The sequence below is a fragment of the Streptomyces doebereineriae genome (assembly GCF_031845645.1).
Lineage (GTDB): Bacteria > Actinomycetota > Actinomycetes > Streptomycetales > Streptomycetaceae > Streptomyces > Streptomyces canus.
Genome location: NZ_JAVREZ010000003.1, coordinates 184,626 through 209,202, shown reverse-complemented (window position 1 = coordinate 209,202; position 24,577 = coordinate 184,626). Strand labels below are relative to the sequence as shown.

General features: G+C 70.1%; 21 protein-coding genes. 11 read left to right on the top strand and 10 right to left on the bottom strand.

Annotated elements, in window-relative coordinates:
- Window positions 1-130 precede the first annotated feature (130 nt).
- The 6 genes from gap to pgi all read left to right on the top strand — a co-directional run bounded on the left by gap (window position 131) and on the right by pgi (window position 5,985).
- The gene (gap, locus tag RNB18_RS10520) at window positions 131-1,141 is read left to right on the top strand and encodes a type I glyceraldehyde-3-phosphate dehydrogenase (RefSeq protein WP_057618359.1); all 1,011 of its coding nucleotides are present in this window, start codon (window positions 131-133) and stop codon (window positions 1,139-1,141) included.
- Window positions 1,142-1,264: 123 nt separating this feature from the next.
- Window positions 1,265-2,476: a phosphoglycerate kinase gene (locus tag RNB18_RS10515; protein WP_311713851.1), complete on the top strand. Its 1,212-nt coding sequence runs from the start codon at window positions 1,265-1,267 to the stop codon at window positions 2,474-2,476.
- Window positions 2,477-2,481: 5 nt separating this feature from the next.
- On the top strand, window positions 2,482-3,258 hold the full coding sequence (gene tpiA, locus RNB18_RS10510; RefSeq protein WP_311713850.1) for a triose-phosphate isomerase: 777 nt from the start codon (window positions 2,482-2,484) through the stop codon (window positions 3,256-3,258).
- 102 nt (window positions 3,259-3,360) lie between these two features.
- Window positions 3,361-3,591, top strand: coding sequence for a preprotein translocase subunit SecG (secG, locus tag RNB18_RS10505; RefSeq protein WP_020120079.1), 231 nt, complete (start codon window positions 3,361-3,363; stop codon window positions 3,589-3,591).
- Between the two features lie 214 nt (window positions 3,592-3,805).
- On the top strand, window positions 3,806-4,141 hold the full coding sequence (locus tag RNB18_RS10500; protein ID WP_003957010.1) for an RNA polymerase-binding protein RbpA: 336 nt from the start codon (window positions 3,806-3,808) through the stop codon (window positions 4,139-4,141).
- Between the two features lie 188 nt (window positions 4,142-4,329).
- Window positions 4,330-5,985, top strand: a complete 1,656-nt coding sequence (gene pgi, locus RNB18_RS10495; RefSeq protein WP_311713849.1) for a glucose-6-phosphate isomerase — start codon at window positions 4,330-4,332, stop codon at window positions 5,983-5,985.
- 66 nt (window positions 5,986-6,051) lie between these two features.
- Here the strand turns inward: pgi and pgl are convergent, their stop codons facing one another.
- From pgl to tkt, 5 genes are read right to left on the bottom strand one after another with little or no spacing between them, the layout of a single operon-like run.
- Window positions 6,052-6,834, bottom strand: coding sequence for a 6-phosphogluconolactonase (gene pgl / locus RNB18_RS10490; protein ID WP_057618355.1), 783 nt, complete (start codon window positions 6,832-6,834; stop codon window positions 6,052-6,054).
- Entirely contained in the window at window positions 6,831-7,982 is a 1,152-nt protein-coding gene (gene opcA / locus RNB18_RS10485; RefSeq protein ID WP_311713848.1) for a glucose-6-phosphate dehydrogenase assembly protein OpcA, read from the bottom strand. The genes pgl and opcA overlap by 4 nt, the downstream gene beginning before the upstream one ends.
- Window positions 7,979-9,502: a glucose-6-phosphate dehydrogenase gene (gene zwf / locus RNB18_RS10480; protein WP_311713847.1), complete on the bottom strand. Its 1,524-nt coding sequence runs from the start codon at window positions 9,500-9,502 to the stop codon at window positions 7,979-7,981. The genes opcA and zwf overlap by 4 nt, the downstream gene beginning before the upstream one ends.
- 4 nt (window positions 9,503-9,506) lie before the next feature.
- A complete protein-coding gene (gene tal / locus RNB18_RS10475) occupies window positions 9,507-10,625 on the bottom strand; it encodes a transaldolase (RefSeq protein ID WP_266525249.1) in 1,119 nt (372 codons plus the stop codon).
- Window positions 10,626-10,658: 33 nt separating this feature from the next.
- Window positions 10,659-12,746 carry a transketolase gene (tkt, locus tag RNB18_RS10470; RefSeq protein WP_311713846.1) on the bottom strand — a complete coding sequence of 696 codons (2,088 nt, stop codon included), beginning with the start codon at window positions 12,744-12,746 and terminating at the stop codon, window positions 10,659-10,661.
- 354 nt (window positions 12,747-13,100) lie between these two features.
- Between tkt and RNB18_RS10465 the strand changes: the two genes are divergently transcribed.
- The 4 genes from RNB18_RS10465 (at window position 13,101) to RNB18_RS10450 (ending at window position 16,377) form a co-directional block, all read left to right on the top strand.
- On the top strand, window positions 13,101-14,054 hold the full coding sequence (locus tag RNB18_RS10465; protein WP_311713845.1) for a heme o synthase: 954 nt from the start codon (window positions 13,101-13,103) through the stop codon (window positions 14,052-14,054).
- 44 nt (window positions 14,055-14,098) lie between these two features.
- Window positions 14,099-14,431: a hypothetical protein gene (locus RNB18_RS10460; RefSeq protein ID WP_266525243.1), complete on the top strand. Its 333-nt coding sequence runs from the start codon at window positions 14,099-14,101 to the stop codon at window positions 14,429-14,431.
- Between the two features lie 104 nt (window positions 14,432-14,535).
- The gene (locus RNB18_RS10455; protein WP_311713844.1) at window positions 14,536-15,642 is read left to right on the top strand and encodes an amidohydrolase family protein; all 1,107 of its coding nucleotides are present in this window, start codon (window positions 14,536-14,538) and stop codon (window positions 15,640-15,642) included.
- A gap of 18 nt (window positions 15,643-15,660) precedes the next feature.
- The gene (locus tag RNB18_RS10450) at window positions 15,661-16,377 is read left to right on the top strand and encodes a nucleotidyltransferase domain-containing protein (RefSeq protein WP_311713843.1); all 717 of its coding nucleotides are present in this window, start codon (window positions 15,661-15,663) and stop codon (window positions 16,375-16,377) included.
- On the opposite strand, the gene RNB18_RS10445 is transcribed toward RNB18_RS10450, so the two are convergent.
- Both RNB18_RS10445 and RNB18_RS10440 read right to left on the bottom strand, forming a co-directional pair.
- Entirely contained in the window at window positions 16,332-17,354 is a 1,023-nt protein-coding gene (locus RNB18_RS10445; protein ID WP_311713842.1) for a COX15/CtaA family protein, read from the bottom strand. The two genes, RNB18_RS10450 and RNB18_RS10445, sit on opposite strands and share 46 nt — an antisense overlap.
- Before the next feature lie 102 nt (window positions 17,355-17,456).
- Window positions 17,457-18,359 (bottom strand): hypothetical protein, encoded by a 903-nt coding sequence (locus RNB18_RS10440; protein WP_311713841.1) that lies wholly within the window; start codon window positions 18,357-18,359, stop codon window positions 17,457-17,459.
- Window positions 18,360-18,503: 144 nt separating this feature from the next.
- Here RNB18_RS10440 and RNB18_RS10435 point away from each other — a divergent pair, with 144 nt between their 5' ends.
- Complete coding sequence (locus RNB18_RS10435; protein WP_311713840.1) at window positions 18,504-21,848, top strand: ABC transporter substrate-binding protein; 3,345 nt, start codon at window positions 18,504-18,506, stop codon at window positions 21,846-21,848.
- A gap of 7 nt (window positions 21,849-21,855) precedes the next feature.
- Here the strand turns inward: RNB18_RS10435 and RNB18_RS10430 are convergent, their stop codons facing one another.
- Genes RNB18_RS10430 through RNB18_RS10420 form a run of 3 tightly spaced genes read right to left on the bottom strand, consistent with a single transcriptional unit; the run spans window position 21,856 to window position 24,426 of the window.
- Window positions 21,856-22,626: an ABC transporter permease gene (locus RNB18_RS10430; RefSeq protein ID WP_311713839.1), complete on the bottom strand. Its 771-nt coding sequence runs from the start codon at window positions 22,624-22,626 to the stop codon at window positions 21,856-21,858.
- A complete protein-coding gene (locus tag RNB18_RS10425; protein WP_311713838.1) occupies window positions 22,623-23,546 on the bottom strand; it encodes an ABC transporter ATP-binding protein in 924 nt (307 codons plus the stop codon). The genes RNB18_RS10430 and RNB18_RS10425 overlap by 4 nt, the downstream gene beginning before the upstream one ends.
- Window positions 23,547-23,556: 10 nt before the next feature.
- On the bottom strand, window positions 23,557-24,426 hold the full coding sequence (locus RNB18_RS10420; RefSeq protein WP_311713837.1) for an aminoglycoside N(3)-acetyltransferase: 870 nt from the start codon (window positions 24,424-24,426) through the stop codon (window positions 23,557-23,559).
- Window positions 24,427-24,577: the final 151 nt, after the last annotated feature.

The following is a 24,577-nucleotide window of genomic DNA, read 5'->3' as shown; positions in this document are numbered from 1 at the left end:
CCGCACTGCCGTGTATGGGGCATCTCGATGTCACCACGCCGGGCTCAGGGAGGTAGGGTCGGGGGTGGTCGGGGACATCCCATACAGCTCGCCGGTCTCACAACCGGCGTACCAACGAGGAGATCGGTTCGTGACGATCCGCGTAGGCATCAACGGCTTTGGCCGCATCGGTCGTAACTACTTCCGCGCGCTGCTGGAGCAGGGTGCTGACATCGAGATCGTGGCTGTCAACGACCTGGGTGACACCGCGACCACCGCGCACCTGCTGAAGTACGACACCATCCTGGGCCGCCTCAAGGCCGAGGTGTCGCACACCGCCGACACGATCACCGTCGACGGTCACACCATCAAGGTGCTGTCCGAGCGCAACCCGGCCGACATCCCGTGGGGCGAGCTGGGCGTCGACATCGTCGTCGAGTCGACCGGCATCTTCACGAAGAAGGCCGACGCCGAGAAGCACATCGCGGGCGGCGCCAAGAAGGTCCTCATCTCGGCTCCGGCCAAGGACGAGGACATCACCATCGTGATGGGCGTCAACCAGGACAAGTACGACGCGGCCAACCACCACGTCATCTCCAACGCCTCCTGCACCACCAACTGTGTGGCGCCGATGGCCAAGGTGCTCGACGAGAACTTCGGCATCGTCAAGGGTCTGATGACGACGGTCCACGCGTACACCAACGACCAGCGCATCCTGGACTTCCCGCACTCGGACCTGCGTCGCGCCCGCGCCGCCGCCGAGAACATCATCCCGACCACGACGGGCGCCGCGAAGGCCACCGCGCTGGTCCTGCCGCAGCTCAAGGGCAAGCTGGACGGCATCGCGATGCGCGTCCCGGTCCCCACCGGCTCGGCCACCGACCTGGTCGTGACGCTGCAGCGCGAGGTCACCAAGGACGAGGTCAACGCCGCGTTCAAGAAGGCCTCCGAGGACGGCGACCTCAAGGGCTACCTGTCGTACACCGAGGACCCGATCGTCTCCTCGGACATCGTCAGCGACCCGGCCTCCTGCACCTTCGACTCCTCCCTGACCATGGTCCAGGAGGGCAACTCGGTGAAGATCCTCGGCTGGTACGACAACGAGTGGGGCTACTCCAACCGCCTCGTCGACCTCACGGTCTTCGTCGGCAACCAGCTCTGATCGACCGATCAGGCACCTAGGTGTGTGAGCAAGGGCTCGGGCAGCGTGAGGACGCGTTGCCCGAGCCCTCACTCACGTGATCAGCTTTCGTACGATCCAGAGCCCTCCTCAGGAGTCCCCTTTATGAAGACGATCGACGAACTCCTCGCCGAAGGGGTGGCCGGCAAGCGGGTCTTCGTCCGCGCCGACCTCAACGTGCCGCTGTCCGGCACCACCATCACCGACGACGGCCGTATCCGAGCCGTTCTGCCGACCGTGAAGGCCCTCGCCGACGCGGGCGCCCGCGTGGTCGTCGCCTCGCACCTGGGCCGCCCCAAGGGCGCTCCGGACCCGGCCTTCTCCCTCGCCCCGGCGGCCGCCCGCCTCGGTGAACTCCTGGACGCCCCCGTGGAGTTCGCGACCGACACGGTGGGCGAGTCGGCCACCGCCACGGTCGCGGGCCTCGCCGACGGCCAGGTCGCGGTCGTCGAGAACCTCCGCTTCAACGCCGGCGAGACCTCCAAGGACGACGCCGAGCGCGGCGCCTTCGCGGACCAGCTCGCCGCCCTCGCCGATGTCTACGTCGGCGACGGCTTCGGCGCGGTCCACCGCAAGCACGCCTCGGTGTTCGACCTCCCGGCCCGGCTGCCGCACTACGCAGGGCACCTCATCGCCACCGAGGTCGGCGTCCTGAAGAAGCTCACCGACGACGTCAAGCGCCCTTACGTGGTCGTGCTCGGCGGCGCCAAGGTCTCCGACAAGCTCGCCGTCATCGACGAGCTGCTCGGCAAGGCCGACCGCATCCTCATCGGCGGGGGCATGGCCTTCACCTTCCTCAAGGCCAAGGGCCACGAGGTCGGCGCGTCCCTCCTCCAGGAGGACCAGATCCCGGCGGTTCTGGAGTACATCGAGCGCGCCGAGAAGACCGGCGTCGAGCTGGTCCTGCCGGTCGACGCGGTGGTCGCCCCCGCGTTCCCGGACCTGAAGACCAAGGCCCCGGCCGACTCCACCACCGTCGCCGCCGACCACATCCCAGCCGACCGGATGGGCCTGGACATCGGCCCGGCGTCCGGCAAGCTGTACGCCTCGAAGATCACCGACGCCGCCACCGTCTTCTGGAACGGTCCCATGGGCGTCTTCGAGCACCCCGAATTCGCCGAGGGCACCAAGGCGGTCGCCCAGGCTCTCCTCGACTCCTCGGCCTTCACGGTGGTCGGCGGTGGCGACTCCGCCGCGGCCGTCCGGACCCTGGGCTTCGACGAGAACGCATTCGGCCACATCTCGACCGGTGGCGGCGCCTCCCTCGAATACCTCGAGGGCAAGACGCTCCCCGGCCTCGCCGCACTGGAGGACTGACCTACATGAGCACGCGCACGCCGATCATGGCGGGCAACTGGAAGATGAACCTCAACCACCTCGAGGCCATCGCCCACGTCCAGAAGCTCGCCTTCGCCCTCGCGGACAAGGACTACGAGGCCGTCGAGGTCGCCGTCCTGCCGCCCTTCACCGACCTGCGCTCCGTGCAGACCCTGGTCGACGGCGACAAGCTCAAGATCAAGTACGGCGCCCAGGACCTCTCGGCGCACGACTCCGGCGCGTACACCGGCGAGATCTCCGGCTCGATGCTGGCCAAGCTGAAGTGCACGTATGTGGCGATCGGCCACTCCGAGCGCCGCCAGTACCACGCGGAGACCGACGAGATCGTCAACGCCAAGGTCAAGGCCGCCTACAAGCACGGCCTCACCCCGATCCTGTGCGTCGGCGAGGAGCTGGACGTCCGCGAGGCGGGCAACCACGTCTCCCACACCCTCGCCCAGGTCGAGGGCGGCCTCAAGGACCTCCCGGCCGAGCAGGCCGAGTCGGTCGTCATCGCCTACGAGCCGGTCTGGGCCATCGGTACCGGCAAGGTCTGCGGCGCGGAGGACGCCCAGGAGGTCTGCGCCGCCATCCGCGGCAAGGTCGCCGAGCTGTACTCGCAGGAGCTGGCCGACCAGGTCCGCATCCAGTACGGCGGCTCCGTCAAGGCCGGCAACGTCGCCGAGATCATGGCGCAGGCCGACATCGACGGGGCGCTCGTGGGCGGTGCGTCACTCGATACCGATGAGTTCGTCAAGATCGTGCGCTTCCGGGACCAGTGAGTATGCGGTAAGCGGGATCCGTCGTACCCTTGCGGGGGCACAGCCCTGAGGCTGTGCCCCTGTCGTCCATCCAGATCCGAGGAAGTTGGTCCAGCCGTGGTTATGGGGTTCTCGATCGCCCTGATCGTCTTCAGCGGCCTGATGATGCTGCTGGTGCTCATGCACAAGGGCAAGGGCGGCGGCCTCTCCGACATGTTCGGTGGCGGTATGCAGTCCTCCGTCGGCGGCTCTTCGGTCGCCGAGCGCAACCTCGACCGGATCACCATCGTGGTCGGTCTGCTGTGGTTCGCGTGCATTATCGTGCTCGGTCTCCTCATGAAGACGAACAGCTGAGCGGCGACGCCACACACAGCACGTACATTCCGCACGTAAGGCCCCATGTTCGGTACGCGCAGCTGAGCGCGGCCTATCATGGGGCTTGCGTCTAGGTGTGGGGGCTGTAACTCCAATCACTGGACGCGCGTTGGGCCTTACGTAGACTGAGGCGCTCGCAACGAAGCGACACGCCGACTCGCTTCGCGGCACCATCACGCAGGGAGTTACGACCGTGGCAAGTGGCAACGCGATCCGAGGTAGCCGGGTCGGGGCGGGGCCGATGGGCGAAGCCGAGCGGGGCGAGTCCGCGCCCCGTCTGCGCATCTCCTTCTGGTGCTCCAACGGGCACGAGACGCAGCCCAGCTTCGCCAGCGACGCGCAGGTCCCCGATACCTGGGACTGCCCGCGCTGCGGCTTTCCCGCCGGACAGGACCGGGACAATCCGCCGGACCCGCCGCGCACCGAGCCGTACAAGACGCATCTCGCGTACGTACGGGAGCGGCGCAGCGACGCCGACGGCGAGGCGATCCTCGCCGAGGCGCTCGCCAAACTGAGGGGCGAGATCTAGAGTCGACAGCCGGCCGGACACCGAGAGGTGCCTGGCCGGAGCGGTTTCAGGCGCGGCTGACGCGCTGCGCGGGTGCGCCCTGCCCTGTTTCGCGACGGGCTTCTTCGTACTGTCCATCGCCTGGCTGATGCGCTGATCAACTAGGTTGGACCAGCTGGCACAGGCACGAAAGAAGGCTGAAGTCGGACATGAACGCAGACGGCCGTACCAGGCTCAACCGGACGCCCGAGTGGACCGCGCTGGCCGAGCACCGCGAAGAGCTCGGCGAGGTGCGGCTGAGGGAGCTGTTCGCCGCCGATGCCGGTCGCGGCACCGGGTACACACTGCGGGTCGGTGACCTGTACGTCGACTACTCCAAGCACCTCGTCACCGACGAGACACTGCGGCTGCTGCGCGAACTCGCCGCCGCGACCGACGTCTTCGGCCTGCGGGACGCCATGTTCCGCGGCGAGAAGATCAACACGACCGAGAACCGGGCCGTGCTGCACACCGCGCTGCGCGCCCCGCGGGACGCCGTGATCGAGGTCGACGGGGAGAATGTCGTACCGGGCGTGCACGCGGTGCTCGACAAGATGAGCAACTTCGCGAACCGGGTCCGCTCCGGCGAGTGGACCGGCCACACCGGCAGCCGCATCAAGAACGTCGTCAACATCGGCATCGGCGGCTCCGACCTGGGCCCCGCGATGGCGTACGAGGTCCTGCGCGGCTTCACCGACCGCGACCTCACCGTCCGCTTCGTGTCGAACGTCGACGGTGCCGACCTGCACGAGGCCACCCGCGACCTGGACGCGGCCGAGACGCTGTTCGTCATCGCCTCGAAGACCTTCACCACCATCGAGACGATCACCAACGCCACCTCGGCGCGCGCGTGGCTGCTCGGTGAGCTGAAAGCGGATCAGGAGGCGGTCGCCCGGCACTTCGTGGCGCTGTCGACGAACGCCGAGAAGGTGTCGGACTTCGGCATCGACACGGCCAACATGTTCGAGTTCTGGGACTGGGTCGGCGGCCGATACTCCTACGACTCGGCGATCGGCCTGGCGCTGATGATCGCCATCGGGCCCGACCGCTTCCGCGAGATGCTCGACGGCTTCCACCTCGTCGACGAGCACTTCCGCACCGCCCCGGCCGAGTCCAACGTTCCTTTGCTCCTTGGCCTGTTGGGCATCTGGTACGGCAACTTCCACGACGCGCAGTCGCATGCCGTGCTGCCGTACAGCCACTACCTGTCGAAGTTCACCGCGTACCTCCAGCAGTTGGACATGGAGTCCAACGGCAAGTCGGTGGACCGTGACGGCAACCCCGTGGAGTGGCAGACCGGTCCGGTGGTGTGGGGCACGCCCGGCACCAACGGGCAGCACGCCTACTACCAGCTCATCCACCAGGGCACCAAGCTCATCCCGGCGGACTTCATCGGCTTCGCCCGGCCGGTCGCCGAGCTGTCCGACGCCCTCAGGGCGCAGCACGACCTGCTGATGGCGAACTTCTTCGCCCAGACCCAGGCGCTGGCCTTCGGCAAGACCCCGGACGAGGTGCGTGCGGAGGGGGTGGCCGAGGAGCTGGTCCCGCACAAGACGTTCCAGGGCAACCACCCGACGACGACGATCCTGGCCCGCGAGCTGACCCCGTCGGTCCTCGGCCAGCTCATCGCGCTCTACGAACACAAGGTGTTCGTCCAGGGCGCGATCTGGAACATCGACTCCTTCGACCAGTGGGGCGTCGAGCTCGGCAAGGTCCTGGCCAAGCGCGTCGAGCCGGCGCTCACGGAGGGCGCTGAGGTGCCGGGCCTGGACGCGTCCACGAAGGCTCTGGTGACGACGTACCGGGAGCTGCGCGGACGGCAGTGAGAACGCGGACGCCGGGCCCCTCCTGGGAGGGGCCCGGCGTCCGAACCGCCTTCTGGAAGGCGGCTGTTACGACGAAGCCGGCGGATACAGCGACCTCGGCAGCTGGGAGGCCGCCGCCGAGTCCAGCAGCCACAGGGTGCGGGCCCGGCCACGGGCCCCGGCCGCCGGCGCCTGGATCTCACCCGCGCCGGACAGGGCGATCGCCGCGGCCTGCGCCTTGTCCTCGCCGGCCGCCAGGAGCCAGACCTCACGGGCCGCGCGGATGGCGGGCAGCGTGAGGGTGACCCGGGTCGGCGGTGGCTTCGGGGCGCCGTGGACGCCGACGACCGTGCGCTCGGTCTCCCGTACCGCGGGGAGCTCCGGGAACAGGGACGCCACGTGGGTGTCCGGGCCCACGCCCAGCATCAGGACGTCGAAGGTCGGGACCGCGCCATGGTTCTCGGGACCGGCCGCACGGGCCAGCTCCTCGGCGTAGGACGCCGCCGCGGCCTCCACGTCGTGCCCGTGCGGACCGTCCGACGCGGGCATGGCATGCACACGCTTGGGGTCCAGCGGTACGGCGTCCAGCAGGGCCTCGCGGGCCTGCGTGACATTGCGCTCCGGGTCGCCCTCGGGCAGGAAGCGCTCGTCGCCCCACCACAGGTCCAGACGGCTCCAGTCGACGGCGTCCCGGGCGGGCGCCGCGGCCAGGGCGGCGAGCAGGCCGTTGCCGTTGCGGCCGCCCGTGAGGACCACGGACGCCGAGCCCCGGGAGGCCTGCGCGTCCACGATCTTCGTGATCAGACGGGCCGCGGCGGCCTGGGCCATCAGCTCCTTGTCGTGGTGCACGACCAGCTGCGGGGTGCTCACTTCGCCGCCTTCCCGGACAGCCCGGAGGGGACCGGCTTCAGCGATGCCGACGGCGCCGCTTCCTGCCCGGAAGCTTTCGCAGGGCCCTCGACAGGGGCTTTGACGGCGACTTCCGCGGAGGCTCCGACTGCGGCCGGCTCCGCGGAGACGGAATCTCCGGAGCCGGGTTCGCCGGCGACGGGGACTGGTTCTCCTTTGGGAGCCGGTTCCGGAAAGGGCGCCGACGGGTTCAGCCGTTCCACCCCGAACCGCAGCGCGGAGGCGTACGTGTCGTCCGGGTCAAGGCGGCGCAGCTCCTCCGCGATCAGCTCGGCGGTGTCCCGGCGCTTGAGCGCCACGGCCCGGTCCGGCTGACCCTGGATGGAGAGCGTGGCGAGCGAGCCGTCCGCGCGGTCCAGGACGATCGGACCGCTGTCCGTGTGCAGGCGTACGGCCGTGAGGCCCGGCCCGCTCGACAGCGACCGCTTCACCGGCACGTCCAGCCGGTCCGCCAGCCACATCGCCAGCAGCTCGCAGCTCGGGTTGAACTCCTCGCCCTCCACCTCGACGGCGTCCACCTCGCAGGTGACCTGGTCGAGCGCGGCGGCCAGCATCGAGCGCCACGGCGTGATCCGGGTCCAGGAGAGGTCGGTGTCGCCCGGGGTGTAGGTGTCGGCGCGCGCCGTCAGCTCGCGCACCGGCTGCTCGGAGGAGTAGGTGTCGGTGACCCGCCGCTGGGCGAGCGCCCCGAGCGGGTCCCCGGCCGGGTCGAGCGGTGCGTCCACCGGCCACCAGACGACGACCGGCGCGTCCGGCAGCAGCAGCGGAAGGACGACCGACTGGGCGTGGTCGACGACTTCGCCGTACAGCCGCAGCACCACCGTCTCGCCGGTGCCGGCGTCGGCGCCCACCCGCACCTCGGCGTCGAGGCGGGACTGGGTGCGGTCACGAGGACTCCTCGACACCCGCTTGATGACCACCAGCGTGCGCGAGGGGTGCTCGCGGGACGCGTCGTTGGCGGCCTTGAGGGCGTCGTAGGCGTTCTCCTCGTCCGTGACGATGACCAGCGTAAGCACCATGCCGACGGCCGGTGTGCCGATGTCCCGGCGGCCCTTGACCAGCGCCTTGTTGATCTTGCTGGCGGTGGTGTCCGTGAGGTCTGTCTTCATGGCCGGCGCCAGCTCCGTCCCTCTCGTGCGAGCATTTCGTCCGCCTCGACCGGGCCCCAGGTACCGGAGGGGTACTGGGCGGGCTTGCCGTGCGTGTCCCAGTACTCCTCGATCGGGTCGAGGATCTTCCAGGACAGCTCGACCTCCTCCGTGCGGGGGAAGAGGTTCGAGTCGCCGAGCAGGACGTCGAGGATCAGGCGCTCGTACGCCTCCGGAGAGGACTCCGTGAACGACTCGCCGTAGGCGAAGTCCATGGACACGTCCCGGATCTCCATCGAGGTGCCCGGCACCTTGGAGCCGAAGCGGACGGTGACGCCCTCGTCGGGCTGGACACGGATGACGATCGCGTTGGAGCCGAGCTCCTCGGTGGCCGTCGTGTCGAAGGGGGAGTGGGGCGCCCGCTGGAAGACCACCGCGATCTCGGTGACCCGGCGGCCCAGGCGCTTGCCGGTGCGCAGATAGAAGGGGACGCCCGCCCAGCGGCGGTTGTCGATCTCCACCTTGATGGCCGCGTACGTGTCGGTCTTGGACTGGGGGTCGATACCGTCCTCCTGGAGGTAGCCGACCGCCTTCGCGCCGCCCTGCCAGCCCGCCGCGTACTGGCCGCGCACGGTGTTCCGGCCCAGGTCCTTCGGCAGCTTCACCGCGCCGAGCACCTTGGTCTTCTCGGCGGCCAGCGCGTCCGCGTCGAAGGAGGCCGGCTCCTCCATGGCCGTGAGGGCCATGAGCTGGAGCAGGTGGTTCTGGATGACGTCACGGGCGGCGCCGATGCCGTCGTAATAGCCGGCCCGGCCGCCGATGCCGATGTCCTCGGCCATCGTGATCTGCACATGGTCCACGAAGGACCGGTTCCAGATCGGCTCGAACATCGTGTTGGCGAAGCGCAGCGCCAGGATGTTCTGGACGGTCTCCTTGCCCAGGTAGTGGTCGATGCGGAAGACCTGGTCCGGGGCGAAGACCTCCTCGACGGTCGCGTTGAGCTCCTCGGCCGACTTGAGGTTGTGGCCGAAGGGCTTCTCGATGACCGCGCGCCGCCAGGAGCCGCTCGACTGGTCGGCCAGCCGGTGCTTCTTCAGCTGCTGGATGACCACAGGGAAGGCCGACGGCGGCACGGACAGGTAGAAGGCGAAGTTGCCGCCGGTGCCCTGTGCCTTGTCGAGTTCGTCGATGGTGTCGCGCAGCCGCTCGAACGAGTCGTCGTCGTCGAAAGTGCCCTGGACGAAGCGCATCCCCTGGATGAGCTGCTGCCAGACCTCCTCGCGGAACGGCGTCCTGGCGTGCTCCTTGACCGCGTCGTGGACGACTTCCGCGAAGTCCTCGTTCTCCCAGTCCCGCCGGGCGAATCCGACCAACGAGAAGCCCGGTGGCAGCAGACCCCGGTTCGCCAGGTCGTACACGGCGGGCATGAGCTTCTTTCGTGACAAATCGCCCGTGACGCCGAAGATGACCAGGCCCGACGGCCCCGCGATACGCGGGAGCCGTCGGTCGGCGGGGTCACGCAGCGGGTTGCTGCTCGACAAGGGTTCAGCCCTCCGATGGGGCGAGGCGCTGAAGCTCCGCCTCGGTCGACTTGAGCAGGTCGTTCCAGGACGCCTCGAACTTCTCGACGCCCTCGTCCTCCAGGAGCTGCACCACCTCGTCGTACGAGATCCCGAGCTTCTCGACGGCGTCGAGTTCCGCACGGGCCTGCTCGTACGTACCGGCGACCGCGTTGCCGCGGATCTGGCCGTGGTCCTCGGTGGCGAACAGGGTCGCCTCGGGCATGGTGTTCACCGTGTTCGGCGCCACCAGCTCGTCGACGTACAGCGTGTCCTTGTAGGCCTTGTCCTTGACGCCGGTCGAGGCCCACAGCGGACGCTGCTTGTTCGCGCCGGCGTTCTCCAGCTTCGACCAGCGCTCGCCCGAGAAGACCTCCTCGTACGCCTGGTAGGCGAGGCGCGCGTTGGCGACGCCGGCCTTGCCGCGGGCGGCCTTGGCCTCGTCGGTGCCGAGCGCGTCGATGCGCTTGTCGATCTCGGTGTCCACACGGGACACGAAGAAGGACGCCACGGAGTGGATCTTCGACAGGTCGAGACCCCGCTCCTTGGCCTTCTCCAGGCCGGCCAGGAACGCGTCCATGACCTCGCGGTAGCGCTCCAGCGAGAAGATCAGCGTGACGTTGACGCTGATCCCGAGGCCGATGACCTCGGTGATCGCCGGGATGCCGGCGCGGGTGGCCGGGATCTTGATGAGGGTGTTGGGGCGGTCGACCAGCCAGGCGAGCTGCTTGGCCTCGGCGACCGTCGACTTGGTGTTGTGCGCCAGGCGCGGGTCGACCTCGATCGACACGCGACCGTCCTGGCCACCCGTGGCGTCGAAGACCGGGCGCAGGATGTCGGCCGCGTCCCGGACGTCCGCCGTGGTGATCATGCGGATGGCCTCTTCGACCGTGACCTTGCGGGCGGCGAGGTCGGACAGCTGCTGGTCGTAGCCGTCGCCCTCGGAGATCGCCTTCTGGAAGATCGACGGGTTGGTGGTGACGCCCACGACGTGCTGCTGGTCGATCAGTTCGGCGAGATTGCCGGACGTGATCCGCTTGCGCGACAGGTCGTCCAGCCAGATCGCCACGCCTTCCTCGGAGAGGCGCTTGAGTGCGTCTGTCATGGAATTACATCTCCTACGTGTCGTATGTGAGCGTCAGCGCTGGGCGGCGGCGAGAGATTCCCGCGCCTTCGCGGCCACGTTCTCGCCAGTGAAGCCGAACTCCTGGAAGAGGACCTTGCCGTCCGCGGAAGCACCGAAGTGCTCCAGGGAAACGATGCGACCGGCGTCCCCGACGTACTTGTGCCAGGTGAGACCGATACCCGCCTCGACCGCGACACGGGCCCTCACGGCCGGGGGCAGGACGCTGTCCCGGTACCCCTGGTCCTGCTCCTCGAACCACTCCACGGACGGCATGGAGACGACGCGCGTCGGCACCCCGTCGGCCTCCAGCTGCTCGCGCGCCTCGACGGCCACGTGCACCTCGGAACCGGTGGCGATGAGGATGACCTCGGGAGTCCCGGTGGAGGCCTCGAACAGGACGTAACCGCCCTTGACGGCGTCCTCGTTGGGCTCGTACGTCGGCACACCCTGACGGGTCAGCGCCAGGCCGTGCGGGGCACCCTTGCCGAACTCCTTGGTCCAGCGCTTGAGGATCTCGCGCCAGGCGATCGCGGTCTCGTTGGCGTCGGCCGGGCGGACCACGTTCAGGCCGGGGATCGCGCGCAGCGAGGCGATGTGCTCGACCGGCTGGTGCGTCGGGCCGTCCTCGCCGAGGCCGATGGAGTCGTGCGTCCACACGTACGTCACCGGCAGGTGCATCAACGCCGAGAGCCGGACGGCGTTGCGCATGTAGTCGGAGAAGACGAGGAACGTACCGCCGTAGATACGGGTGTTGCCGTGCAGCGCGATGCCGTTCATCTCCGCGGCCATGGAGTGCTCGCGGATGCCGAAGTGGATCGTGCGGCCGTACGGGTCCGCCTCCGCCAGCGGGTTGTCCGCCGGGAGGAACGAGCTGTTCTTGTCGATCGTGGTGTTGTTCGAGCCCGCCAGGTCGGCGGAGCCGCCCCACAGCTCGGGGATGACCGCGCCGAGGGCCTGGAGGACCTTGCCGGACGCGGCACGCGTGGCGACACCCTTGCCGGGCTCGAAGACCGGAATCGAGGACTCCCAGTCCTTGGGCAGCTCACCCGCGGCGATGCGGTCGAACGTGGCCGCGCGCTCGGAGTTGTTGCTCCGCCACTCCTGGAAGGACTTCTCCCACTCGGCCCTGGCCTGACGGCCGCGCTCCAGCGCCTGGCGGGTGTGCTCGATGACCTCGTCCGCGACCTCGAAGGACTGCTCCGGATCGAAGCCCAGAACCCGCTTGGTCGCCGCGACCTCGTCGTCGCCGAGCGCCGAGCCGTGCGCGGCCTCGGTGTTCTGCGCGTTCGGGGCGGGCCAGGCGATGATCGAGCGCATCGCGATGAAGGACGGCTTGTCCGTCACCTTCTTCGCGGCCTCGATCGCGTTGTAGACGGCATGCGGGTCGATGTCGCCGTCCGGCTTCGGGGCGACGCGCTGCACATGCCAGCCGTACGCCTCGTACCGCTTGACCGTGTCCTCGGAGACGGCCGTCTCGGTGTCGCCCTCGATCGAGATGTGGTTGTCGTCCCACAGCAGGACGAGGTTGCCGAGCTTCTGGTGGCCGGCCATCGAGGACGCCTCGGCGGAGATGCCCTCCTGGAGGCAGCCGTCACCGGCGATGGCGAAGACGAAGTGGTCGAAGGGGGAGGTGCCCTCGGGGGCCTCCGGGTCGAACAGACCGCGCTCGTAGCGGGCGGCCATCGCCATGCCGACGGCGTTGGCGACACCCTGGCCGAGCGGACCGGTGGTCGTCTCGACGCCCTTGGTGTGGCCGTACTCCGGGTGGCCCGGGGTCTTCGAGCCCCAGGTCCGGAACGCCTTCAGGTCGTCCAGCTCCAGGCCGAAACCGGCCAGGTACAGCTGGGTGTAGAGGGTCAGGGACGAGTGGCCGGCGGACAGCACGAAGCGGTCGCGTCCGACCCAGTCGGGGTCGGCCGGGTCGTGCCGCATCACCTTCTGGAAGAGGGTGTAGGCGGCGGGCGCCAGGCTCATCGCCGTACCGGGATGGCCGTTACCGACCTTCTGTACGGCGTCGGCGGCCAGGACGCGGGCGGTGTCGACGGCCCGCTGGTCCAACTCGGTCCACTCGAGGTCTGTGGTGGTCGGCTTGGTGCTCACCCTGGGTCAGGGCTCCTCTCCACATGTCACGCATGTCGAAATGCCGGTGCACGGGACGCCCGGCCGTTGTCGAGCCTACCCCCGTAAGTACGTGCGTTTTTTCGAGTCATTCCAGACTGCCGGGCCGCGCGGACATCCGCCTCCCGACTGGCCAGTACCGCATTTGGCAACTGAATACGCAGCCGCTCGTAAGAGTGCTCAACCGAGTGCGCCCGAGCTCTTCCGGGGGCCTCCCCGGACACGACCCGACCCCCGCGAATATCGGGGTATGGGCAACGTCTACAGTGGCGTGGTACGCGCGAGCCTTTACCGGGACTTCACACGGGTGAGGCTTGCTGGGATGTCTCTGTAGGGGTGTGCGTGACGGCCGTCGAATCCCGTCCAGCGGGTGTGCTCGGTGCGAGCCAGAGCCCGGTTCACCGGCCGTTCGGGGCCCGTGTCAAGGCGTTCGTGGCGCTGACCAAGCCTCGGATCATCGAGTTGCTGCTCATCACCACCGTTCCGGTGATGTTCCTGGCGCAGCAGGGTGTGCCGGACCTGAAGCTGGTCCTGCTCACCTGCGTCGGCGGCTACCTCTCGGCGGGCGGCGCCAACGCCCTCAACATGTACATCGACCGCGACATCGACGCGCTCATGGACCGCACCTCGCAGCGTCCACTGGTGACCGGCATGGTGTCGCCGCGCGAGTGTCTGGCCTTCGGCATCACGCTGGCGGTCGTCTCGACGCTCCTGTTCGGACTCGCCGTCAACTGGCTGAGCGCCTGGCTCTCCCTCGGCGCGCTCCTCTTCTACGTCGTCGTCTACACGATGATTCTCAAGCGCCGTACCTCGCAGAACATCGTGTGGGGCGGCATCGCCGGCTGCCTGCCGGTCCTCATCGGCTGGTCGTCCGTCACGAACTCCATGTCGTGGGCGCCGATCATCCTCTTCCTGGTCATGTTCTTCTGGACGCCGCCGCACTACTGGCCGCTGTCCATGAAGGTGCGCGAGGACTACGCGCGCGTGGGCGTCCCGATGCTGCCGGTGGTCGCCTCCAACAAGGTGGTCGCCAAGCAGATCGTCATCTACAGCTGGGTGATGGTCGCCGTGTCGCTGCTGCTGACGCCGCTCGGCTACACCGGCTGGTTCTACACGGCGGTCGCGCTGCTCGCGGGCGGCTTCTGGCTGTGGGAGGCGCACGGACTGCAGAACCGTGCCAAGGCCGAGGTGACGGGCGGGAAGCTCAAGGAGATGCGGCTGTTCCACTGGTCGATCACCTATGTGTCGATCCTCTTCCTCGCGGTGGCGGTCGACCCCTTCCTGAGGTAAGGGTCACGTCGCCGTTCCCTCTACCCGTCGGTAGCATCCTGGTCATGGCAGACACGCAGCAGGTTGACGCGAAGGCCGAGCGCAAGGTCGCCCGGCTCGCCAAGCAGATCAGCGCCTTCTCCAAGGAGCACGGCGGCGCCGAGGGCCAGCTGGCCTACATCGGCGACCGCGGCACCCGGATCGTCCTCGTCGGCGAGGACGGCGGCTGGGGAGACCTGGTGGCCCCCTCGTACGAGATCGCCGAGAAGGCCGTCGAGAAGTCCGGCATCACCGTTCACGAGGAGTTCGACGGCGAGTTCGCCGCGAAGGTGAGGACGGGGCCGTACGAGTGGACCCGGATGGCGGGCATCCAGGTGGGCGGCCCCTCGAACGGCTGAGGCCCGCCGGCCTTTCGCACGGGGTGTGTGACACCAACACCTGATGCCCGGTTCACCCGTTAGGACCTGTGAGCAGTGACACGGTCCAGCAACGGGGAGCCCGGATGATCGAAACGCCGTCCCTCGTGGACCAGTACTGCCACGGCGTACTGAGGACGGAGCTGGGTCTCGGCACCTTCGAGACCCAGCTGGCCCGTACCGAGGGCCCGCCCGCCCCGGGGACCACGCTGTTCGACACCCAGACGGGTTTCGCCGTACGACGATGGTGCCCGCCTCTGCTCGGCCTGGAACCGCACTGTCTGCCCGCCCGCTATCTGGCCCGGCGCCGGGAACTCGGCGTACTGGAAGCGGGCCGCAGGCTGCTGCGCGGCAGTGGGATCACGACGTATCTGGTCGACACCGGGCTGCCCGGCGACCTCACAGGACCCACCGAACTGGCCTCCACCGCGGCCGCCGAGGCCCGCGAGATCGTGCGCCTGGAGCTCCTCGCCGAACAGGTCGCCGACACCTCCGGCACCGTCGAGTCCTTCCTCGCCAACCTCGCCGAGTCCGTGCACGGAGCTGCCGCGAGCGCGGTCGCCTTCACATCGGTGGCGGGGGTACGGCACGGCCTGGCGCTCGCACCCGAGCCGCCGGGGCCGGGAGAGGTGCGGGGCGCGGCGGGCCGATGGCTGGCGGGCCGCCGGGTGGGCGGTGAGCTGTCCGACCCCGTTCTGTTACGGCACCTGCTGTGGATCGCGGCCGCCTCGGGCCTGCCCCTCCAGCTGCACGCCGGGCTCGGCGAACCGGGTCTGCGCATCGACCGCACCGACCCGGTGCTGCTCACCGACTTCGTCCGGGCCACCGCGGGTCTCGGCACCGACCTCGTCCTGCTGCACAGCTACCCCTACCACCGGCACGCCGCCCATCTCGCCGGCGTCTTCCCGCACGTCTACGCCGACTCCGGAGCCGCCCTCGTCCGCACCGGCGCCCGCGCGGCGACCGTCCTCGCGGAGATCCTGGAACTGGCCCCCTTCGGCAAGATCGTCTTCTCCAGCGGGGCCCACAGCCTGCCCGAACTGCATGTCGTGGGCGCCCGTCTGTTCCGCGAGGCGCTGGCCCGGGTGCTGGGCGGCTGGGTCGCGGAGGGTGCCTGGTCGCTGGCGGACGCGCAGCGGGTGGCGGGCCTGATCGCGGCGGGGAACGCGCGCAGGGTGTACGGGCTGGAGTGAGCTGTACAGGATGGGTGCATGCAGACCGAGGTGTTACTCGACCGCTTCCTGACCGGGCTCGCCCCGCTCGACCCCGTCGCCGTGTGGGCCCACGGCTCCCTCGCGGGCGGCGACTACCAGGAGGGCCGCAGCGACCTGGACCTGATCGTCGTCCTGCCCTCGCTGACACCCCGTACGGTCTGGCGGCTGGCGAAGGCCCACGCCCGGCTGCGGGCCGAGCCGCTGTCCGGGCAGCTGCACTGCACCTACCTGACACCGTCGGCCGATCCGGGCCGCCGCCACCTCACCTGGGCGTACGAGGAGCTGTTCAAGCGGCCGGTCACCGCGGTGACCCAGCGCGAACTGCACAGCTTCGGGCGGGTGCTGCTGGGGAAACCGCCCGCGGAACTGCTGCCGCCGGTGTCGGACCGCGAGCTCACCGACTTCGTCGTCCGTGACCAGCGCGACTTCTGGCGCCCGGCCCTCGGCAACGCCCCGCTGTGGACCCGGGACGTGTGGGTCGACCTGGGGCTGCTGACCTTCGCCCGGGCGAGCGTGACCCTGCGCGAGGGCCGACTGATCTCGAAACGCGAGGCACTGGAACTGCTGCCGGGGCTCGGGGCGCCCGTGGAGGTCGTCGAGGACATCCGGAGGCGCCGGTACGGCGAGCCCGGACCCGCCGTCGAGAACAGAACGGCGCTGACCCGCGGCTACCTGGGCCCGGCGATCGACGAACTGGTGGCGGCGTACGACTGAGCCGGGATTTCGGTCGGCTCGCCCTCGGACCGTTCCCGCAGGGCCAGCAGGACACGCAGGACCGCGATCCACACCAGGGCCGAGCCGAGCATGTGCAGACCGACCAGGAACTCGGGCAGGTCGGTGAAGTACTGGACGTAGCCGATGACGCCCTGGGAGAGGAGGACCAGGAAGAGGTCGCGGGTGCGGTGCAGGGGGCCCTTGGGGGCGTCGACCGCCTTGAGGATGAACCACAGTGCGAAGGTCAGCGACACCACGATCCAGGCCAGGACGGCGTGCACCTTGGCCACGGTCTCCCAGTCCAGCGGCATCCGCTCGACCTCGCTGGAGTCACCGGCGTGCGGTCCGGCGCCGGTCACGACGGTGCCGACGAGGATCAGCAGGGCGGCGGCGGCGACCATGAACCACACCAGCTGCTGCACCGGCTTGCCGACCAGCGGACGGGGTGCCGTGTCACCCTCGCGGGTGCGCTGCCACATCACGGCGGCGACCGTGATCAGGGCCGTCGTCGCCACGAAGTGCGCCGCCACCGTGTACGGGTTGAGACCCACGAGGACGACGATGCCGCCGAGGATCGCGTTGCTCATCACGATCCAGAACTGTGCCCAGCCCAGCCGGGTCAGGCTGCGCCGGTACGGCTTCTCGGAGCGCGCGGCGATGATCGCCCACCCGACGGCGGCGCACAGCACATAGGTGAGCATCCGGTTGCCGAACTCGATGGCACCGTGCACCCCCATCGCGCGGGTCGCGGTCAGCGAGTCGTCCGTGCATGTGGGCCAGGTCGGGCACCCGAGCCCCGACCCGGTCAGCCGCACCGCCCCGCCGGTGACCACGATGACCACCGCCATGACGAGCGCGGCGAGAGCCGCCCGCTGAACCGTCCGGGGAGTCGGGGTCCAGCGTGCGGCGATGAAGGCGAGCGGGTTGCGGACGGCCGCTACGGCGTCGGCGCGGGTCAGGTTCGGCACGCGTTCCATCGTAGGGGGCCGCTTGTGCACGCGTTCACGAGGGGGGCGATGGGGGAGCGGGGCGCCGTTTCGGGCACCCCGCTCGTTTTCTCCGCACCCCGTGCCGGAGGGTCAGCGGGCGCAGATCACCTGGGCCTTGACGTACCAGGTGGCGGCTCGTCCGGGTGCCAGTTCGGACACGGTCACCCGAGCACCGGCCGGTGACTGCGTCGGGCGCAGTTCAACGGGGACGAGACGGTTGAGCGTGGTCGAAGCTCCGGCCAGCCGCATGCCCGCGCCGAACGCCCGGGTGCCCCGCGGGCAGTCGACCACCACCGTCCGGGACTGGGCCCGGCCGACGGCCGCCTTCCAGCCGCTCTCGCGGAACGTCTGGCCGGCGAGCGGCCCGGCGCACGCGAGGTGGACCGCGACGGACCAGGGCAGGTTCGTGGCCACCGCCTCCGCCGCCCGGGCCGAGGCAGAGCGCTGGGTGAGCTGGGTCATGGTCACGGAGTTGATGCCGACCCGGTGACTAGCGCCCCTCAGCCGGGCACCGGCGCCGACGAGCCGTGTACCGGCGGGGCAGGTGCCGGTGATGGACTTGCCGCTGTTCGAGTTGAACGCCGAGGGGACCGTGCGATACGTCAGACCCGCGGGCTTGTCGGCGCACACCGCGTAGGCCCGCAGGTACCACCTGGCCGGGGTCCTGCCACCGATCCTCTCCGCTGTCGCGAGCCACCTGTGCCCGGACGCCGAGTGGCCCGGATATGAGCCGCGCAGGAGCACGCGACCGCCGCCGCCCACGATCCGCACGCCGCCGGCCAGGACCACCTTGCCGCTCGGGCAGGGGGCGCTGACGGAGCGCGCGGGGTCGGAGCTGAGACGGCTGGACCGTTCGACGTACGTGTAACCGGACACCGGTGCCTGTGGTGCCTCCGGCGGAGGCACCGCCGCGTCCGCTGCCGTGGTGAACATGCCCATCCCCGTCGCCACAGCGGTGAGCCCCAGCAGCGTACGGCGCTGTCGTGTGTTCATGGCACTTCTTTCTCTCCGGCCGCAACATCCCTCGACGAGCGACATTTGTGTGAACTGGGACACACTTCAGCGCCTCGCGTCGCTAGGCTCCTTGGCAGGTGCTTGGAGGGCCTTGGCACCGGCTTGGAACGGGGGCGGTGCGCCATGGCGGCCACGGAGTTCGCCATCCTCGGCCCCTTACGAGTCGTGCGTTCCGGCGCAGCTCTCCCGCTGGGCGGGCCGCGACAACGGGCCGTGCTGGCCCTCCTGCTCGTCGAGCTGAACCGGACGGTCCCGACGGACCGGCTGATCGACGAGGTGTGGGACGGCGAACCGCCGGACGGGGCGGTCACCTCGGTGCAGACGTACGTCTTCCATCTGCGCAGGGCGCTGGAGCCGGATCGGGCCCGCGGCGCCCCGGGCGAGGTGCTCGAGAGCCGGAATCACGGCTACCTGCTGAGGGCCGGGCCCCTGGCCACCGACGCCGGCCGCTTCGAGGCCGGGCTGCGGGAGGGGCGGGAGGCGCTGGACGCCGGCCGGTACGCCGAGGCGGGCACGACCCTTCGGCGCGCCCTCGCACTGTGGCGGGGCGCGGTGCTGGAGGACGTGGGTGACCACGGATTCGTACGGCGGGAGGCCGCCCGACTGGAGGAACTGCGCCTGTCGGCGCTCGAAGCCCGGATCGAGGCGGACCTGGCGCTGGGGCGACACACGACCGTCGTGGGCGAGCTGGAGCAGCTGGCCGCCGGGCATCCGCTGCGGGAACGGCTCTCGGCGCAGCTGATGCTGGCCCTGTACCGGTGCGGCCGGCAGGCCGAGGCCCTGACCTGCTACCAGCGCTTACGGGAACAGCTGCGGGAGGAACTGGGCCTGGACCCGGACGAGTCGGTACGGCGGGTACACCGGGCGATCCTGGCGCACGACCCGGCCGCCGGGTCTCCGCCACCGCGAACCGTGCCAGGACAGCGGCGCCGGCACCTCGCGGCCCCGGGCGTCGCCCTCACGGCGATCGCCGCTCTGTGCGCCGGCCTCGTCTCCGGGGCCGGCGCGCCCCGCCCGGCCGCCCGGGTGCTGTCGGCCAACACCGTCGGCGCGCTGTCAGGCGATGCCGGTGCGCCGGTGCCGGTGGGGCAGAGCCCGGACGGGCTCGCGTACGGGGCCGGGTCGGTGTGGGTGGCGAACAACGGTGACGACTCCGTCAGCCGTATCGATCCGCGGACCCGTGCCGTGCAGCTCATCCCCGTCGGCTCCGATCCGGTCGCCGTCGCGGTGAGCGGCGACGACGTGTGGGTGGCCAACAGCGGGGACGGTACGGTCTCGCGGATCAACGCCTCGGCCGACAGGGTCGTCGACACGGTGCCCGTGGGCAACCTGCCCTCGGCCATATCAGCCGGCCCCGCCGGGGTGTGGGTCGCGCTCGGCGGGGACAACGCCGTCCGGCGGATCGACACGGAGACCGGACGGGCCGGAAAGGCCGTCGCGGTGGGCGGTGGGCCCGCGGGTATCGGTGTGGGTGAGCGGACCGTGTGGGTCGCCAACAGCCTCGACGGCACGGTGACCCCGGTCGACGCCGGCACGGCCCAGGCGCGCGGGCCCGTCCTGGTGGACGCGGGACCACAGGGGATCGCCGTCACCCAGGAGGCGGTGTGGGTCGCCAACGGGCTCTCGCTCACCGTCTCCCGCATCGACACCCGCACCGGCGTGGTCACCACTCAGGAGGTGGGTGACGGTCCTCGTGCCGTGGTGGCGGGACCGGACGGCGTCTGGGTGAGCAACGAGTACGACGCCACCGTCGTCCGGCTCGATCCCCGTACGGGCCGGCCGTTGCGCACGATCCCCACAGGCAGCGCGCCGCGGGGGCTCGCCCTGGCCGGGGGCACGGTGTGGGCGGCGGGACGCGCCCTCGCGGCGCCGGGACACCGGGGCGGCACGTTGACCGTGCTGGGCTGGGGTGGTGCGATCGACTACGGCATCGATCCGGCGAGCGTCTACAACGCGGAGGCCGGCCTGGCCCTCAGCGTCGCCTACGACCACCTCGTGGGCTGGCGCCAGTCGCCCGGCGGATCGGAGCTCACCCTGGTTCCGGACCTGGCCGACGAACTCCCGCGGCCCACCGACGGCGGGCGCACCTACACGTTCGCACTGCGCCGGGGGCTGCGGTACTCCGACGGCCGCCGGGTCGCACCGGCTGACTTCCTGCGGGGCGCCCGGCGGGCTCTGACCACCCACGAAGGCAATCCCGGGTACTTCACGAGGATCGTCGGCGGCGCCGCGTGTGTGGCCCGTCCACAGCGGTGCGACCTCTCGCACGGGATCAGCACCGACGACGACATGAACACGGTGACCTTCCACCTCACCGCTGCGGACCCGGCGTTTCTGTACAAGCTCACGATGTTCGTCGTGCCGACGCCTCCAGGTGTCCAGGACCCGAACGTCGGCTTCCGTCCACTGCCCGCGACCGGCCCGTACCAGGTGGCCGACTACCGGAAGGGCAAGCAGCTCACGCTGAAGCGGAACCCGTTCTTCCGGGAGTGGTCCCATGTGGCCCAGCCGGCCGGATATCCCGACGTCATCCGCTGGCGGACGTTGGAAACGACGCAGCAACAGGTGGCAGAGGTGAACGCCGGTCGGGCGGACCTGGCGATCCAGCTGAACACCAACCCCGAATCGTCCTATCTCCGGCAGCTCGCCGTGCGGTATCCGACGCGCCTGCACACGAGCTCCTCGTTCTTCACGGTGTACGAGACGTTCAACACGAGGGTGCCGCCCTTCGACGACCGGCGGGTCAGGCGGGCGCTGTCCTACGCCGTGGACCGCGACCGGCTGGTGGACCTGATGGGCGGGTCCCAGATCGTGTCGTCCACCTGCCAGTCCCTGCCCAAGGGCTTTCCCGGCTATGGGTCCTATTGTCCGTACACGCGGGAGCCGGGCGCGGACGGCGTGTGGCGGGGGCCCGATCTCGCCAGGGCCAGGAAGCTGATCGCGGAGTCGGGCACCCGGGGCATGACGGTGGGGGTGTGGACCTGGAGGATGGAGTCCGCCCGCCGCGCCGCCGCGTACCTCGTGGACCTCCTGGACGAACTCGGCTACCGGGCGACCTTGCACGTTCTGCCTGACGACCGCTACTGGAACACGGTGGGGGACTCGCGGACACGGGCCCAGCTGGTGTTCCAGGGGTGGACGCCCGACTATCCGTCCTCGGGCACCTTCTTCACCCCCCTCCTCACCTGTGACGGCTTCAAGCCGGCCGACGGTCCCGGCACCCTGAACTACGCCGAGTACTGCTCTCCGTCTTTCGACCGGCTCGTCGACACGGCGCAGGCCGCCGAGCGCGTCGATCCCGGCAGAGCGCGGCAGCTGTGGACCCGGATCGACCGGAGGGTCATCGACGAGGCGCTCTGGCTCCCTGTGGTGAACTTCAAGCAGGTGGCCTTCACGTCGACCCGCCTCGGCAACTATCAGGCGACGCCGGCCTTCGGCCCGATCGTGTCCCAGATGTGGGTCCGCTGACCCCGACTCACTCCCAGCGGAAGAAGCGTCCGGCCAGGGCCAGGGCCGCCACGGCCCACACCGTCAGAATCCCCAGGTCGCCCCATGGCACCCCGGCCCCGTGCTGCAGCACGTCCCGCAGGCCGTCCGACAGGGCCGTGATCGGCAGCAGGCGCAGTACGTCCTGGGCGCCTGAAGAGAACTTGGACAGGGGGACCATCACTCCGCCGCCCACCAGCAGCAGGAGGAAGACCAGGTTCGCCGCGGCCAGGGTCGCCTCCGCCCTCAGGGTGCCTGCCATCAGGAGGCCGAGGCCCGAGAACGCCGCTGTGCCCAGGATCAGCAGGAGCAGCACGGACAACGGGTTGCCGTGCGGGGACCAGCCCAGCGCGAAGGCGATCACTGTCAGCAGGATCACCTGGAGGATCTCCGTCACCAGGACGGATGCCGTTTTCGCCGTCATCAGGCCCCAGCGGGGGAGCGGGGAGGAGGCCAGGCGCTTCAGGACGCCGTATCGGCGTTCGAAGCCGGTCGCGATCGCCTGGCCCGTGAAGGCCGTCGACATGACGGCGAGGGCCAGGACGCCGGGGGTGAGGAAGTCCACCGCCTTGCCCTCGTCCGTGTCGATGATGTCCACCGAGCTGAACAGGACCAGAACCAGGGTCGGGATCACCACCGTCAGCAGGAGCTGTTCGCCGTTGCGCAGGAGCATCTTCGTCTCCAGGACCGCCTGGGTCGCGATCATGCGTCCCAGCGGTGCCGCGCCCGGCTTCGGGGTGTACATACCGGTGGCCGTCACGCGCGCAGCTCCTTGCCCGTGAGCTCCAGAAACACGTCTTCCAGGGTGTGCCGTTCCACCGAGATCTTCTCCGGCATCACGCCGTGCTGGGCGCACCAGGACGTCACCGTCGCCAGCAGTTGTGGATTGACCTTGCCCACCACCCGGTAGGAGCCGGGGGTCAGTTCCGCCGCCGAGCAGTCGGCGGGGAGGGCCTTCAGGAGAGAGCCCACGTCGAGCCCGGGGCGGCCCATGAAGCGCAGGGTGTTCTCGGCGCCGCCCCGGCACAGCTCCTCCGGCGTGCCCTGGGCGATGACCCGGCCGCCGTCGATGATCGCCACGTCGTCGGCGAGCTGCTCGGCCTCGTCCATGTAGTGCGTGGTGAGGATGACCGAGACGCCGTCCGCGCGCAGGTCGCGGACCAGGTCCCAGGTCCCGCGGCGGGCCTGCGGGTCCAGGCCGGCGGTCGGCTCGTCCAGGAACACCAGCTCCGGGCGGCCGACCACGGCCATGGCGAGCGCCAGCCGCTGCTGCTGGCCGCCGGACAGCCGCCGGTACGTCGTCCTGCCGCAGTTGCCGAGGCCCAGCCGCTCGATCAGCGCGTCCACGTCGAGCGGGTGTGCGTGGAGCTTGGCCACGTGCCGCAGCATCTCGTCGGCCCGGGCACCCGAGTACACGCCCCCGGACTGCAGCATCACGCCGATCCTCGGGTGCAGCTCACGGGCCTGCCGCACCGGGTCGAGGCCCAGGACCCGGACCGTGCCGGAGTCCGGCTGACGGTATCCCTCGCAGGTCTCGACCGTCGTCGTCTTGCCCGCTCCGTTGGGCCCGAGTACGGCGGTCACGCCCGCCCGGGCCACCAGGTCGAGGCCGTCCACGGCGGTCTTGGTGCCGTACCGCTTCACCAGGGCGTGGACCTGGACCACGGGCTCACTTCGCATGGGCCCGAGTCTAGGTTCGCCGTCCGCGCCGCAGTCGGGCGGGTGCAGGATCTCCACCCGGATCTCCACCCAGGGCGTTCCAGGGGGTGTCCTCCCGTGACCGGTGCAGCGTCAGCCACCGTTGCGCGTACCGCACGGCGTCCGCCACCGGGAACAGCCGAGCGTCGGCCGCGCCCACCTTTCCGCGTACGACGACGGCCCGGTCGCGCTCGAAGTCGTGGCCCAGTTCGTCGAAGCGGTCCGAGGTGATCGAGACCTCCGTCACCACCTCCCACCCGTCCGGTCCCGGGCGGCCGACCCTCACCAGCGGGGCCGGGACGCGGTACTCGGCGAGATGGAAGCTCGTGCAGGTGTCGTAGCCCGCGCCGAGGAGCAGCACGCGCGCGTGGAGGGCCTCGAGGCGGGCCAGCGGGCTGTGCTCGCCGAGGCGGCAGTCGGGGGCGTGGCCGTCCAGGACCGCATGCGCGCGGGGGCCTATCGCCGCGAAGGAGGTCTGCGGGTGCGCGCTGCGCCGGGCGCCGGGCCAGGTGCGCACCGTCTCCGGGATCACGCCGACCCCGCGCGAGGGCGTGACGAGGGGGTCGTAGGCGGGCATGGTCGCCCGGATCGTGTCCCACCACTCCTCGGGCACCGGCGGGTTGCTCCACACCGCCGGGTCGGAGAGGTCGCCGGTCTGGGTGGGGACCACGAGGGTGCCGTCCGGGCCGAGGGCGTCGAGCAGTCCCTGGACCACCGCGACCGAGCCTCCGCAGACCCAGCCGAGGGCGCTCAGGGAGGAGTGCACGAGGAGGATCTCGCCGCTGCGGACACCCAGTTCGCGCAGCTGCCCCGCGAGGGTGTCGCGGGTGACAAGTGGGCCGGTGGGAGGTGGTGTCGGCATGGTTCCGGAGTGTCCCTGACAGGGCCGCGATATGCCACCGGTTTGATCGATCAAAGATCGTTCTCCCAGGTCAGGTTAGGGATGCCTAAGTGATGCAGGGCACCGTCCATCGGGTGGGACGCGGGTTGCCCGGTCCTGAGGAATTACGCAA